The sequence below is a fragment of the Pseudomonas sp. 2835 genome, assembly GCF_050435905.1.
Classification (GTDB): Bacteria; Pseudomonadota; Gammaproteobacteria; order Pseudomonadales; family Pseudomonadaceae; genus Aquipseudomonas.
In genome coordinates, this window is the sequence record NZ_JBNDLE010000004.1 from 307,159 (window position 1) to 320,839 (window position 13,681).

Annotated in this window: 13 protein-coding genes and 1 tRNA gene; 5 read left to right on the forward strand and 9 right to left on the reverse strand. The window is 61.6% G+C overall.

Annotation, left to right across the window (positions count from 1 at the left end; translation table 11 throughout):
- Window positions 1-218: 218 nt before the first annotated feature.
- Window positions 219-2,345 carry a TonB-dependent siderophore receptor gene (locus ABIE20_RS07750; RefSeq protein WP_429504103.1) on the forward strand — a complete coding sequence of 709 codons (2,127 nt, stop codon included), beginning with the start codon at window positions 219-221 and terminating at the stop codon, window positions 2,343-2,345.
- Window positions 2,346-2,519: 174 nt separating this feature from the next.
- Here ABIE20_RS07750 and ABIE20_RS07755 read toward each other — a convergent pair whose 3' ends face one another.
- Window positions 2,520-3,035 (reverse strand): DUF6630 family protein, encoded by a 516-nt coding sequence (locus ABIE20_RS07755; RefSeq protein ID WP_429504104.1) that lies wholly within the window; start codon window positions 3,033-3,035, stop codon window positions 2,520-2,522.
- 71 nt (window positions 3,036-3,106) lie between these two features.
- Window positions 3,107-3,196, reverse strand: a tRNA-Ser gene (locus ABIE20_RS07760).
- 290 nt (window positions 3,197-3,486) lie between these two features.
- On the opposite strand from ABIE20_RS07760, the gene ABIE20_RS07765 reads away from it, so the two are divergent.
- From ABIE20_RS07765 to ABIE20_RS07775, 3 genes are all read left to right on the forward strand, one after another.
- The gene (locus ABIE20_RS07765) at window positions 3,487-4,176 is read left to right on the forward strand and encodes a crotonase/enoyl-CoA hydratase family protein (RefSeq protein ID WP_429504105.1); all 690 of its coding nucleotides are present in this window, start codon (window positions 3,487-3,489) and stop codon (window positions 4,174-4,176) included.
- Window positions 4,177-4,299: 123 nt separating this feature from the next.
- Window positions 4,300-5,022 carry a lysophospholipid acyltransferase family protein gene (locus tag ABIE20_RS07770; protein ID WP_429504107.1) on the forward strand — a complete coding sequence of 241 codons (723 nt, stop codon included), beginning with the start codon at window positions 4,300-4,302 and terminating at the stop codon, window positions 5,020-5,022.
- Between the two features lie 65 nt (window positions 5,023-5,087).
- Window positions 5,088-6,059 (forward strand): magnesium and cobalt transport protein CorA, encoded by a 972-nt coding sequence (locus ABIE20_RS07775; protein ID WP_010226338.1) that lies wholly within the window; start codon window positions 5,088-5,090, stop codon window positions 6,057-6,059.
- 9 nt (window positions 6,060-6,068) lie between these two features.
- Here the strand turns inward: ABIE20_RS07775 and ABIE20_RS07780 are convergent, their stop codons facing one another.
- Entirely contained in the window at window positions 6,069-6,797 is a 729-nt protein-coding gene (locus ABIE20_RS07780; RefSeq protein ID WP_429504109.1) for an amidotransferase, read from the reverse strand.
- A gap of 548 nt (window positions 6,798-7,345) precedes the next feature.
- On the opposite strand from ABIE20_RS07780, the gene ABIE20_RS07785 reads away from it, so the two are divergent.
- On the forward strand, window positions 7,346-8,146 hold the full coding sequence (locus ABIE20_RS07785; protein ID WP_429504111.1) for a c-type cytochrome: 801 nt from the start codon (window positions 7,346-7,348) through the stop codon (window positions 8,144-8,146).
- Window positions 8,147-8,149: 3 nt separating this feature from the next.
- Here ABIE20_RS07785 and ABIE20_RS07790 read toward each other — a convergent pair whose 3' ends face one another.
- From ABIE20_RS07790 to ABIE20_RS07815, 6 genes are all read right to left on the reverse strand, one after another.
- Entirely contained in the window at window positions 8,150-8,947 is a 798-nt protein-coding gene (locus ABIE20_RS07790) for a transglutaminase family protein (protein WP_429504113.1), read from the reverse strand.
- Window positions 8,944-9,894 carry an alpha-E domain-containing protein gene (locus tag ABIE20_RS07795; RefSeq protein ID WP_429504115.1) on the reverse strand — a complete coding sequence of 317 codons (951 nt, stop codon included), beginning with the start codon at window positions 9,892-9,894 and terminating at the stop codon, window positions 8,944-8,946. Before ABIE20_RS07795 ends, ABIE20_RS07790 begins: the two co-directional genes overlap by 4 nt.
- A 3-nt stretch (window positions 9,895-9,897) precedes the next feature.
- Window positions 9,898-11,307 (reverse strand): circularly permuted type 2 ATP-grasp protein, encoded by a 1,410-nt coding sequence (locus ABIE20_RS07800; protein WP_429504117.1) that lies wholly within the window; start codon window positions 11,305-11,307, stop codon window positions 9,898-9,900.
- Window positions 11,308-11,484: 177 nt separating this feature from the next.
- Window positions 11,485-11,817 (reverse strand): ribonuclease E inhibitor RraB, encoded by a 333-nt coding sequence (locus ABIE20_RS07805; RefSeq protein WP_010226349.1) that lies wholly within the window; start codon window positions 11,815-11,817, stop codon window positions 11,485-11,487.
- Window positions 11,818-12,006: 189 nt separating this feature from the next.
- Window positions 12,007-12,243, reverse strand: a complete 237-nt coding sequence (locus ABIE20_RS07810) for a hypothetical protein (protein ID WP_429504119.1) — start codon at window positions 12,241-12,243, stop codon at window positions 12,007-12,009.
- Between the two features lie 74 nt (window positions 12,244-12,317).
- Complete coding sequence (locus ABIE20_RS07815; RefSeq protein WP_429504120.1) at window positions 12,318-13,652, reverse strand: T6SS immunity protein Tli4 family protein; 1,335 nt, start codon at window positions 13,650-13,652, stop codon at window positions 12,318-12,320.
- Window positions 13,653-13,681: the final 29 nt, after the last annotated feature.

The window sequence follows — 13,681 nt, forward strand, 5'->3', positions numbered from 1 at the left end:
GCCCGTCACTCGTTCATGGCAATAGCAGCCAATTGAAAACAGGGGCGCCGCCGGGCGGCCGCCCCTGCTAAGATTGCGCCCCCGCCTGCCCGGCGCAATACCGGCAGGCTTTCGTTACCCGGGCTCGTGCCCCTCTTCGCCTATCGGGCAAATACGCCCTGCCGGACAGCAGCCGATCGATAACGGCGCGTTCGCGTTCGCCTTCAAGGAGCTCCTGCATGACCCTGCCTCGCCCTCGCCTGCCCTTGCGCCTGCTCGGCCTGAGCCTAGCCCTGCCGGCCAGCCACAGCCTGGCCGAGGACAGCATCACCCTGGCCCCGCTGCAGGTGTCGGAGGCCTACAGCGAGGGTTATCAGGCCCGCGAAGCCGCGGTCACTGGTTTGCAGCCGGCGCCGCTGCTGGATACTCCGGCGTCGATTACGGTGTTCAGTGAGCAACTGCTGGCCGACCGCCAGGTGCGCAGGCTCAGCGAAGTGCTGCAAAGCGATGCCTCGGTGGGTGAAAGCTATGCGCCGATCGGTTACTACGAAAACTTCAACGTGCGCGGCTTCGAGCTCAACGCCGCCAGCAGTTACAAGATCAACGGCCAGACCATCGCCGGCGAACAGAACGTGGCGCTGGAAAACAAGCAGCAGGTCGAGTTGCTCAAGGGCCTGTCGGGCCTGCAAAGCGGCGTGTCAGAACCCGGTGGGCTGATCAACTACGTGACCAAGCGCCCGGAGGATGTGCGCTCGGTGACGGTTTCAAGCAATGAACAAGGCGAGCGTTACCTGGCCACTGACCTCGGCGGCTGGTTCGGCAGCGAGCACCAGTTCGGCCTGCGCGCCAACCTGGCACACGAGGACATCCGCTCCTACGTCGACCACGCCGACGGCAAGCGCGACTTCGCCTCGCTGGCCTTCGACTGGCAGATTAGCCCCGACGCGCTGCTGCAACTGGATGCCGAGTACCAGCAGCGCGAACAGCGCTCGGTGCCGGGTTACCAGGTGCTCGGCGGCAACAGCCTGCCCCACGGCATCGATCCGCATGACCGCCTGGCCTATCAGCACTGGGCCAACCCGGTGACCATCGACTCGCTGAACCTTGGCGGGCGCTTCGAGTATCGCTTCAGCGACAACTGGACCGGCAGTGTCAGTGCCTCGCGCAGCAAGGTGGTGATCGATGACTACAGTTCGTTTGCCTGGGGATCGAGCGAAGGCGCCTACTTCAGCGAAGCAGGCGACTATGACATTTATGACTACCGAAGCCCCGACGATACCCGACGCACCGATGAGGCACAGGTGGCGCTCAATGGCCGCTTCGATAGCCTGGGCGTTGCTCATGAGCTGACAATCGGCAGTAGCGCACAGCGCCGCACCCTTGATCAGCGCCCTTACTTCAACGAGTGGATCGGCAGCGGCAACATCTATCAACAAACCCCGGTGCTGGAGCCGTCCGAGAAAACTCCGGGGCACAGCACGCGCCGACTCGACAGCCGCCAGTACGGGATATTCGCCAGCGACCGCATCAGTTTCAATGAGCACTGGCAGACCGTGCTGGGCGCACGTCTGGTACGTCTGGACGAAAAGACCTTCAGCGAAGACGGCCCAGGCCGCCACACCCGCGACTATCAACTGCTGCCCAATGCTGCGCTGATCTACAAGCCGCGCCCGGACATCGCCCTGTACACCAGCTATAGCAAGGGCCTGTCTTCCGGCGGTACGGCGCCGTGGTTCGCAAGCAACAGTGCCGAGATTCTTGCCCCTACCCTGTCCCATCAACTGGAAGTCGGCATCAAGCGCGATTGGCAACGCCTGAGCCTGAGCGCCGCTCTGTTCCAGCTGCGCCAGGCTTATCAGTATTCGCAACCTGATGGCGTCGGAGGCTTCACTTATGTGCAGCAAGGCCAGCAGAAGAACATCGGCCTGGAGCTGGGCGCCAGTGGCCGGTTAAGCTCCAACCTGCAGATCAACGCCAGTGCTGCGGCAATTCGGGCACGGGTCAAGAACAGCGGCACGGCTGACTACGAAGACCATCAAGCGCTGAACGTACCGAACTTCCGGGCTGCCGTGCAGGCTGACTACAGCTTGCCGATTCCTGGCCTGGCCCTGCTCGGCGGTGCGCGCTACAGCGCCAGCAAGTACGCCAACCAGGCCGGAACGGTTGAGGTTGGCAGCTATGCGGTGTTTGACCTGGGCAGTCGCTACAGCACCAGGATTGGTGGCTACGACACCGTGCTGCGGCTAATGGTGGATAACGTCTTCGACAAACGCTACTGGCGCGATGCCGGGGAGTACCTGGGGGATGGCTATCTGTTTCAGGGCGCGCCGCGCACCGCACGGGTTTCGGCGTCTGTGAGTTTCTGAAAGCCTCATCGCGGGTCAAGCCAGCTCCCACAATGAATCTGCGTACGCCGCCGGTCCGGTGGGAGCTGGACTTGCCAGCGATCGAGCGCGAAGCGGTCGTAATCCAGGCAGCACCTGATGTGCTGACTGCACTGGCCTCATCGCTGGCAAGCCAGCTCCCACCAAGCACCACTATCAGAACGGTTCGCTACCCTCGCGAATTTCAACTTCCAGCACTTTACCGAGCGCCACCAACTGCGCCGCCACGTCCCTGGTGGTAATGAAGCCGCTGTAGCAGTCACTGTCCGTGGACCAGTTCCACAGCACCAGGCCCTGCTTGTGCAGTTCGTCGTGGGCGGTGACCATCAGCTCTGGCACCGTGGTGCCTTCGAGGAAGTCCTCATCCTCTGCGTCCTCGACACCGAAGGTGACTTCGGCATCCCGTGCCTCGGCCAACTGCTGCACGCTCTGCACAAAGGACTCGGTGTCTTTCCAGTCAACGAAGAACACCGACTCCCAGTCCGCCACGTCCTTGACGATGTACATCAGTTGCTGCGGATCGTCCTCGAATTCCTCGATGTCGTCTTCATCCAGCTCGACCTCGCGCAGGGCCTGGACATGCTGGCTGGCCATTGCCGCCGACGGGCTGACCAAGGTCAGCAATTGTTCGGCGGCGAGGATCTGCGCCTTGGTGAAACATTCTTTGAGCATCTGAAACATCCTTTTTCATGGGCAAAACAAAAAGCCCCCGGCCTTGTTCAGGTCGGGGGCTCTTCTAGATATGGCGGTGAAGAAGGGATTCGAACCCTTGATACAGTTTCCTGTATACACACTTTCCAGGCGTGCTCCTTCAGCCACTCGGACACTTCACCGTTTCTCGTCAAGCAGTTCAGCCTGTCGAGGCGCGCTAATGTAGTCGAAAGAGGTTCTGATGGCAAAGGTTTTTTTCAGAATATTCATGTGCTTAAGCCATTCAAGCGAAAAAACCCGGTACACAGGGCAAAGCCGCCATTCTCTGGCGTGCTTTGGCAGCCCCGATTCACCCACTGCCGTCAGCACGAGCGAACGGGCCGGCAAGCTGACCGGTCAGTCAGTCACAGCGCTTTACCTCGGGCACTTGCCTGAGTAACGTCTGCCCCACTCCCCCTTAAGGAACCCTGTCATGAGTGAGCTGATTACCTACCACCTCGAAGACGGCATTGCCACCCTGACCCTGAACAACGGCAAGGTCAACGCCATCTCGCCTGACGTCATCAAGGCCTTCAATGCCGCCCTCGACCAGGCCGTGCAGGACCGCGCGGTGGTAATCATCACCGGCCAGCCCGGCATTCTGTCCGGCGGCTATGACCTCAAAGTCATGACCGCAGGCCCCAAAGAAGCCGTCAGCCTGGTCACCGCAGGCTCGACCCTGGCCCGGCGCATGCTTTCGCACCCGTTCCCGATCATCGTCGCCTGCCCGGGCCACGCGGTGGCCAAAGGTGCGTTCCTGCTGCTCTCGGCCGACTACCGCATCGGTGTCGAAGGTCCGTTCAGCATTGGCCTTAATGAAGTGCAGATCGGCATGACCATGCACCATGCCGGTATTGAACTGGCCCGTGATCGCCTGCGCCGCGCAGCGTTCCACCGCTCGGTGATCAATGCCGAGATGTTCGACCCGGTCAGCGCCGTCGACGCCGGCTTCCTCGACAAGGTCGTGCCGGCCGAACAGCTGCACGAAGCTGCACTGACGGCAGCCCGGCAACTGAAGAAGATCAACATGAACGCCCACAAGCACACCAAGCTCAAGGTGCGCAAAGCCCTGCTGGAGCTGCTCGACGACGCCATCATCCGCGACCAGGAACACCTGGGCTGACCCCCCTACCAAGGCCTGATTGCAACTAATTGTGTAATCAGGCCTGTCCCGCCCAATCAGCGTTTGCTGATAGAAGTGCACACCCGTACACTGCGCCGCGTTTGCCTGGTGTGAGTCGTACGAATGCTTTTTATTATCCGCATGTCCCTGTTGGGGCTGCATTTTCTTCTGGCCGGTATTCTCGGTGTGCTGGTTGGTTTGTGCCGACCGTTCAACCCGGACAACAGCCGAATCTGTGCACGCCTTTACGGGCTGCCCGCCACCTGGCTGATGCGCCTTGAGATCAAAGCCGAGGTCGGCCCGCTGTTCGACCAGCCGCCGGGCTGCGTGATCATCGCTAACCACCAGTCCAACTACGACCTGTTCGTGCTGGGGCATGTGGTGCCGCCGCGCACGGTGTGCATCGGCAAGAAGAGCCTGAAGTGGATCCCGCTGTTCGGCCAGTTGTTCTGGCTGGGCGGCAACGTCCTGGTCGATCGCGGCAACGCCTACCAGGCGCGCCGGGCAATCCAGACCACCACCCGCACCCTGAGCGAAGACGACACCTCGATCTGGGTGTTCCCCGAAGGCACGCGCAATGCCGGCGAGCATCTGATCACCTTCAAAAAAGGTGCATTCCACATGGCCGTCGAAGCCGGCGTGCCGATCGTGCCGGTATGCGTCAGCCGCTATGCCAGCCGCCTGAAGCTCAACGGCTGGGGCCGTAGCAAGGTCATCATCCGTTCGTTGGCGCCGATCGCCACCAGCGGCCTGACCCAGCAGGACGTACCGGCCCTGGCCGAGCAGTGCCGCCTGCAGATGCAACACTGCATCGACCGCATGGAAAGTGAACTGGTCCAGGGGTGAACGGTTGCCGAATCGTGCCGGTCATACCAAGCTACTGGCACGGTTAACAGAAGAAGCGGACAACCATGGGTCGAGTCGTTGCGGCGGCGGTGTATAGCGCCGGCAGAAAAGTCACCAATATAAGCCTCGATGAAGGCAGCCAGTGGGCAAGCAAACCCGGGCATTTTGTCTGGATCGGCCTGGAAGAGCCCGACGCCCAGGAGCTGGCCAACCTGCAGCGCCAGTTCAACCTGCACGAACTGGCCATCGAAGACGCGCTGGAAAAGCACAGCCGGCCCAAGCTCGAGACCTTCGGCGATGCCCTGTTCATCGTCACGTACTCGCCGGTACGCCATGAAGGCAAGCTGGAGTTCATCGAAACCCACATCTTTGCCGGCAACGGCTACATCATCACCGCCCGTAACGGTCACTCGAAATCCTACGCCCTGGTGCGCCAGCGCTGCGAAGCCCGCCCGCTGCTGCTCGAACACGGCGAAGACTTCGTGCTCTACGCCCTGCTCGACTTCGTCACCGAGAATTACCAGCCGGTCAGCGAAGCCATTCATGGCGAGATCGAGGAGCTGGAGCGCAGCGTGCTCAGCGGTTCGCTCAAGGAAGAAGACATCCAGCGCATCCACAGCCTGCGCCGCGACATCCTGCGCCTGCGCCGCTACGTGGCGCCGATGGTCGAGGTCAGCGAAGAACTGCAGCGCCTGACCTTCCCGTTCATCGACAAGAACATGCGCCCGTATTTTCGCGATGTGCAGATCCACGTCACCCGGCAGATGGAAGACCTGGCAGGGATTCGCGACATCGCCAGCCAGACCATCGAGATCGGCATGCTGCTGGAGTCATCCCGCCAGAGTATCGTGCAGCGCAAGTTCGCCGCCTGGGCGGCGATCCTGGCCTTCCCCACCGCAGTGGCGGGGATCTACGGGATGAACTTTCAGAACATGCCGGAGCTAAGCTGGCACTACGGCTATTTTGCCGTACTGGGCGGGATCGCCGTGGGCTGCACGGCGCTGTACGCGAGCTTCAAGCGCTCCGGCTGGCTGTAACGACAGGCCTCAGGCCGAACTGCCCTGGGGCTTGTGCGCGACGAAGCGCATCATCCATTCGGCCACCGTGCTGCCCTGATGCTCGTGCGCCAGGCTGTCGATACCTTTGCGGTAGACCTCCTGGCCGAGGCTGTCCTGGCGCAACTCGAGCAGCGCCCGCGAGTAGTCGTGGATGAACTCGGGGTGGCCCTGGAAGCACAGCACCTGGTCGCCAATGTGGTAGGCGGCGTTGGGGCAGAAATCGCTTGAGGCGATCACCGTGGCGTTTTCCGGCAGGCGGGTGACCTGGTCCTGATGGCTGATCAGCAAGGTCAGCTCTTCGACCTGCGGGCTCATCCACGGCGCCTTGGCGTTCATCACATAGCGGTGGGTACCCACCCCCCAGCCCTGGTGCGCGCGCTCGCTCTTGCCGCCCAGCAACAGCGCCAGCAGCTGATGACCAAAACACACGCCAAGCAATTTGTCGCCACGCTGATAGCGGTCCAGCAGGAACGCCTTGAGCTTGTGTATCCACGGATCATTACCGAACGAGTCGGCTTTGCTGCCAGTGACCAGATAGGCGTCGAACACCTCTTCGTCATTGGGGTACTCGTCGTTCAACACGTTATAGACACGAAACTCGGCGGCGATTGGCTGGCGGGTAAACAGCTGCTCGAACATCCGTCCGTAGCCCTGATACTGCCCGACCAGCTCCGGTCGCAGGACGTCGGTTTCCAGGATGCAGATGCGTAGCGACATATAGATAGTCCTGAACGACAAAGGCGGGATTGCCCCGTAAAGCCTGCCCCGAATAAGGCGCGCAGGCAAGTATGATACTCGGACGAACGGTCATGAGCTTGGGATCCACTTGCTCATGTGCCGCAGGTGTCTAGCAAGGGGAATGCTGGTGGATGGCCAAAGGCCTCATAGCGAAAAACACCTGTAGCGCGATAAATAAAGATTAAAGCGTTCTAAAACACGGGTGACGTTGACCCTAAGGTTAGCTGTATACCCATTAGCAACGGTTCGCGTCTTAATGTTTCACCGCGTTAAATGATGTTCGCCAGATCGACGACAAGGAAGCCTCTGGGCACTCAGGAATAACAACAAAAAGGCGGTCAGCCATGTTCAAACAACACAAAGTACGTCAAGCCGGGCTCATTCTCTTCGCCACCACGCTGCTGTTGATCCTGCCGAACCTTTCACGCCTGTTCGGCTGAGCGGCATGCCCTCTTCCCGCGGTTTGTGCCTGGCACGAGCCGGTTGTGTGCAGGTAATCTGCCGACCCTGATGGTTGGAGACTGCCCATGCGCCACTGTTTCAGCTTGTTGCTCGCCCTGCTGTGCCTGCCCCTGCAGGCGGCGCAATTGACCCTCGACCTGGGAACCGGCAGCCGCCACTGGCAGAGCGCCGAGTTGCTCGCGCATCCGCTGGCGCAGGACATCCAGATCGACAACGATGTTTCCTACAAAAGAACCATGCATTATCGCGCGGTACCACTGGCTGCACTCCTACAGGGAGTGCAGGCCGATGATCACCTGCAAGCCATCGCCCTGGACGGTTTCGCCGCCGAGATGCCCGCCGCGCCTTTGCTCAAGGACGGCCCAGCGCGGGCCTGGCTGGCCATTGAAGACCCGGCCAAGCCTTGGCCGGCTCTGGCCAAGGGCAAGCCCGGTGCCGGGCCGTTTTACCTGGTCTGGACCGATCCGCAAGCTGGACGTATCAGCCCTGAGCAATGGCCTTTCCAGGTCGCCAGCATTCGCCGCCTGGCGGCAGTGGCCGAGCGCTTCCCGGCCATGCGCCCGGCACCAGGGCTGAGCGCCGACGACCCGGTCAACCAGGGTTTTGCCGTGTTCCAGAAGAACTGCCTGGCCTGCCATCGCCTCAACGGCGCCGGTGACGCCCAGTTCGGCCCGGACCTGAACCTGCCGCACAACCCGACCGAGTACTTCCAGGCCGATTTCCTCCGGCGCTATATCCGCGACCCACAAAGCCTGCGCCAGTGGCCCCAGGCGAAAATGCCCGGGTTTGCCCCAGCGATCATCAGCGATAGCGAGCTGGACGCGCTGCTTGCGTATCTGCGCCACATGGCCACGCGCAAACCCTGAGGCTCATTGCTGCTGGGCGTTGAGGGTGGGCGTCACCAGCACCTTGGCGTGCATTTGCTCGAAACCTCCACCGCGGCGCATGCCGCGCACCGGGCAGGCATCCAGGTAGTCCAGGCCTACTGCCAGCTTCAGGTGCCGTTCTGGCCGAGCCAGTTGGTTGGTGACATCGAAGCTGTACCAGGCATCCTCCAGCCAGGCTTCGGCCCAGGCGTGGCTGGCCATCTGCTGGCTGTCGCTGTCGAACAGGTAGCCGGACACGTAGCGCGCCGGTACGCCCAGGCTGCGCGCGCAGGCAAGGAAGGCATGGGTGTGGTCCTGGCAAACCCCTGCCCCGCCGGCGAACGCCTGGGCGGCACTGGTATCCACAGCGGTGCTGCCGGGCCGGTAGGCCATGCGCTGGTTCAGGGCATTCATCAGTTCAATCAACGCCGAACGGTCACGGCGCTTGCGGCATTGCTGGCTGGCGAAACTGCGCAAGGCTTCGTCGGCCTCGGTCAGGCGGGTGAAGCGCAGGAACGGCAACGGTGATTGCAGTTCATGCTCGGCTTCGCGGCTTTCATCGATGTCGACCAGGCCGCGGGCGCCGATGACCAGGTCCGAATGCGGCTCCTCCAGGCTCAGCACGTGCAAGATGTTGCCGAACGGGTCCAGTTGCGCCCGCACCGGCCGCGGCAGGTCCAGCTGCCAGCTGAGCACCTGCTGGCGCTCGCTGTCGTGTGGGGTCAAGCGCAGGTACTGGATACTGGCGCGCACCTGGTCTTCGTAGTGGTAGGCGGTTTCGTGGCTAATGGTCAGTCTCATACGGCCTCCAGGTAGGCGCTGTGAATGGCATTACCCAGTTCACGCACCAGCGGGATGTAATGGGTCAGCCAGGGGTGCAGGCCCTCGGCGAGGATTTCATCGATCGAGGTGTAGCGCAGGCGCGCGTCCACCTCGGCAGCCAGGCGCTGGGCCGGGCGACCGTTGCCGCCTGGCAGGCTGGCGAGAATCAGGTCGATCTCCTCGGTGCAGGCACGCAGCGAGCGCGGCACGTCGGCGCGCAACAGCAGCAGCTCGGCGACATGACGCGCGGCCGGCGCATCACGGTAGATCTCGGTGTAGGCCTCGAATGATGACAGCGCACGCAGCAAGGCACTCCACTGGTAGTAACCACGGGCCGAGCTGTCGCTGACCGCCTCGGCCTCGTCGCCGAGCATTTCGTAGCGGGCATCGAGCAGGCGCAGGGTGTTGTCGGCGCGCTCGATGAAGGTGCCCAGGCGAATGAAGCGAAAGGCGTCGTTGCGCATGATGGTGCCGTAAGTGGCGCCACGAAACAGATGCGAGCGCTCCTTGATCCACTCGCAGAAACGGCTCATGCCATAGCGGCTCAGGCCCTGCTCGGCAATACCGCGAATCTCCAGCCAGGTGGCGTTGATGTTTTCCCACATGTCGGCAGTAATCCGCCCACGTACCGCATGGGCACTGGCGCGCGCGGCGCCGAGGCAGCTGTAGATGCTCGCCGGGTTTTCCGGGTCCAGGGCAAAGAAGTGCAGAAGGCGCTCGGCATGCAACTGGCCATGGCGCTCGAGGTAATCGTCGAGGGTGCCAGTGATCAGCAGCGGCATGGCCATTTCATCCAGGCCGTCGCCGCGCCCGTCTTGCGGCATCAGCGACAGCGAGTAGCTGACATCGAGCATCCGCGCGAGGTTTTCCGCCCGCTCCAGGTAACGCGACATCCAGTACAAATCAGAGGCAGTTCTACTCAACATGACTTAATCCTCGACCACCCAGGTGTCCTTGGTACCGCCGCCCTGGGACGAGTTGACCACCAGCGAGCCTTCACGCAGGGCCACCCGGGTCAGGCCGCCAGGCACAACCCGGGTCTCGCGCCCGGACAGCACGAAGGGACGCAAATCGATATGCCGCGGGGCGATGCCGTTTTCGACGAAGGTCGGGCAGGTCGACAGCGACAGCGTCGGCTGAGCGATGTAGGCCGCTGGCCGGGCTTTGATCCGGGCGGCGAAGGCCTCGATCTCGGCACGGGTTGCCGCCGGGCCGACCAGCATGCCGTAGCCGCCGGAGCCCTGGGTTTCCTTGACCACCAGTTCCGGCAGGTGCGCCAGCACATGGGACAGCTCTTCAGGCTTGCGGCACTGCCAGGTCGGCACGTTTTTCAGGATCGGCTCCTCGTCGAGATAAAAGCGGATCATGTCGGTGACATAGGGGTAGATCGACTTGTCGTCGGCAACCCCGGTGCCAATGGCATTGGCCAGCACTACATTGCCGCAGCGGTAGGCGGCCAATAGCCCGGGAACGCCGAGCATCGAATCGGGATTGAACGCCAATGGGTCAAGGAAGGCATCGTCCAGGCGCCGGTAGATCACATCGACCGCCTTGGGGCCGTCGGTGGTGCGCATGAACACCCGCTCGTCACGTACGAACAGGTCGGCACCCTCAACCAGCTCGACGCCCATTTCGCGGGCGAGGAAGGCATGTTCGAAAAACGCGCTGTTGAAACGCCCGGGGGTCAGCACCACGACGCTGGGGTTATCCAGCGGGCTAGAGCTCTTGAGGGTATCGAGCAGCAGGTTGGGGTAGTGATCGATGGGCGCGATGCGCTGGGCAGCGAACAGCTCGGGGAACAGGCGCATCATCATCTTGCGGTCTTCGAGCATATAGCTGACGCCGCTGGGGGTACGCAGGTTGTCTTCGAGCACGTAATAGCTGCCATCGCCATCGCGCACCAGGTCGACCCCGGAAATATGCGAGTAAATGTCGCGGTGCAGGTCCAGGCCCTGCATCGCCAGCTGGTACTGGTCGTTGGCCAGCACCTGCTCGGCGGGGATGATGCCGGCGCGGATGATGCGCTGGTCGTGGTACAGGTCGGCTAGAAACAGGTTCAACGCCTTGACCCGTTGAATGCAGCCACGCTCGACCACCCGCCATTCACTGGCCGGGATGCTGCGCGGGATGGTATCGAAGGGGATCAGGCGCTCGGTGCCCTGCTCGTCGCCATAAAGGGTGAAGGTTATGCCGGCGCGATGGAATAGCAGGTCGGCTTCACGTCGACGCTGGGCGAGCAGCTCCGGTGGGGTTTCGGCCAGCCAGCGGGCGAACTCCCGGTAATGCGGACGGACCTGACCGTCAGCGGTGTACATCTCATCGTAAAAGGTGCGGATCATGCCGAACTCCTTGTCACCCGTGCACCCGAGCCATCGCAAGCCTCGTGCCAGCGGCATAATTCCTTGTTATTCAATACGTTGTGATTTAAGCGAAGAACGGTCGCACCAGATCTGTGCAACCGCCCCGGTTGCTTTGACGGCAGCGCTTCATTGCGAAGCGCCGCGCTTGTTCGTCACTCAGGCCAGTTGCCGCTCCTGCTTGACGCCCCAGCCTTCTATTTCTCCACCCAGCGGGGCGATCACCGCCTCGAAATCCTGTTCGAATTCGCCGATTCCGCCATAGGTTGCAAACATCACCTTGCTCAGCTCCAGGTGCCAGGCGCCATCATCACGCTCGTGTACCTGGGCACTGAGTGATTCGCCGCGAAACTTACCTGCCGCTCGCCGCGCCCGTGCCTCGTCCGGAAATACCGCATAAAACTCGATGGGATGAATTTGCGCGAAGTTGAACCCCCCTTCTTTCATCCGACGCAAGACCGTGCTGCTGATGTCCTCGTATTGGCTGCTCATGAATCGTCCTCCTCATTACCGATGGATAGACTTTCAGTGCAAAACGCACCTGCCCGCCACACAAGCCGTGCGGGGGCAATTCGAGCTGTTGCGTGACGTGGATCGGCAAGCCCGGACAATCAAAAAAATTGCCCGACCTTGTCTGCAGCGTAGCGCCTGATTGCCCAGCGTGCCAGCCGGCATGCGGGTTCAAGGCCCTTCAGTGATGGCAGTGATCTCCACCCCGTTCTGCTCCTTCAGCCATTTGGCCGTTGGCGAGGGTTCGCGGTCCTGAAAATCATTGAGGTCCAGTTCGCCCAGGACCGGAAACAGATGGGAGCGAATCAGCCGCGCTGCCTCTTCGGTACTCGGCTCCAGCTCCGCGGTGAGCGACAGCGAGGTACGCTCGCCCTTCTGGTCAACAAAGGTAATGACCCATGCTTTCATTGGACTCTCCTCTGTACAGATGTTCAGGGTGAATCGGGCTTACCTTCCGTTGACCTCAGCACAGTGGTGGTCGTTCAGTCGTCTTGCACCGCGAAGCGATGGCCGCCTGGCAACGCACGTACGCTTTGCAGTGTGCGTAGAAAATCGTCCCTGGAGGGCTCGAACTGCAGGGGTGGTTGGGAGTGTTCGTTGATCACGCCCAGCACCAGGGTGGGCTGATGCCCGGAGGACGAGACGCCGGCGACCATCCTGAACGTTTCGACGGCCGACGGTTCGAGCGTTTCAGGATCATGAGGGCGAAAGCGCGCGCCGCCGATACGCCCCTTGGCGGCACCAATGGGCACGCTTGAAGGCCCGAACTTGTCGATACTGAGCAACTCGGGAAACGGGTTGGCAATCAGTCGATCCAGCATCATCGGGACCATGTCGACGGCTTTTTCATCATCGTTGCTCATGCTCAGGCGGTGCAGCAGCTTGGGGTTGTCTGCCGGCGTGAAGCCCAGGGTGATGGCATGCCGCGGTGCGCCATCGTCGGCAATGAAGCCATGGGGCACACAGAAGCCGTTGTCCTGGGGGATTTCGTACTGCGCCCGGGTACGGAACGCAGCCAGCACGGTGCGTGCCCTGGGCTCCAGTAATGCCAGCGAAGCGGATGCGGTTGCCGTGGTGGCGCCGCTATGGAAGTTGAAACGATAGATGCGTTGGTTGCGCCACAGATAGGCTACCAGTTTGCCTTCATACCAATTGGCAAACGCATCCGGCAGCCCCAGCTCGATAGAACGCTCATGCTCGAACTCTACATCGGTCGGCCACTGTGCCTGTTCTTTGAAGAAGGCATCGCGCTCGACCTGCGCCTTCGCCACCGACCGACCTTCGGCAGCAAATTGCCGAATCAGATCGTCAAGCAAGATCAGTTGAGAATGCACATAGCCGATACGCTCGAGCTTTTCATCCAGCTCGATACTTTGGTCCAGCAGTGCCCTGTAGCCCGAGTCGTCACTACGGGTTTCGCTGATGACGGCATCCAGCGCCTTTATCTCTGCCTTGACAACCCGCTGTTGCGCAGGCTCAACGTTGAGGGTTTGGGAATAGCGGATCTGCTCGAAGAGTTCGCGAGTGGTCAACGGGCTGACCTCGATGTCAACCAGATAGCGTTGTTTGGGAGTCAAGCCGTCGCCGTAGGCAATCTGCTGCTCACCTGGGGTGATTGTGGGATTGGGAAGCTTGAAATTGTAGTACTGCCAATAGCCACTGGAAATGTGCCAGTCAATGTCCTTGGGCACATCGAACTGTACCCGGCCCATGCATTCGGTACGCCAGCCGGGGGGCGTCTGGTAATCCGCCGGTGCAACATCGGCCAGCGCCAACAGTGAATGGCACAGGCCGGCAAACAATACGAACACGCGCACGCAAAAATCCTTTTTTGATGGGCGCCATT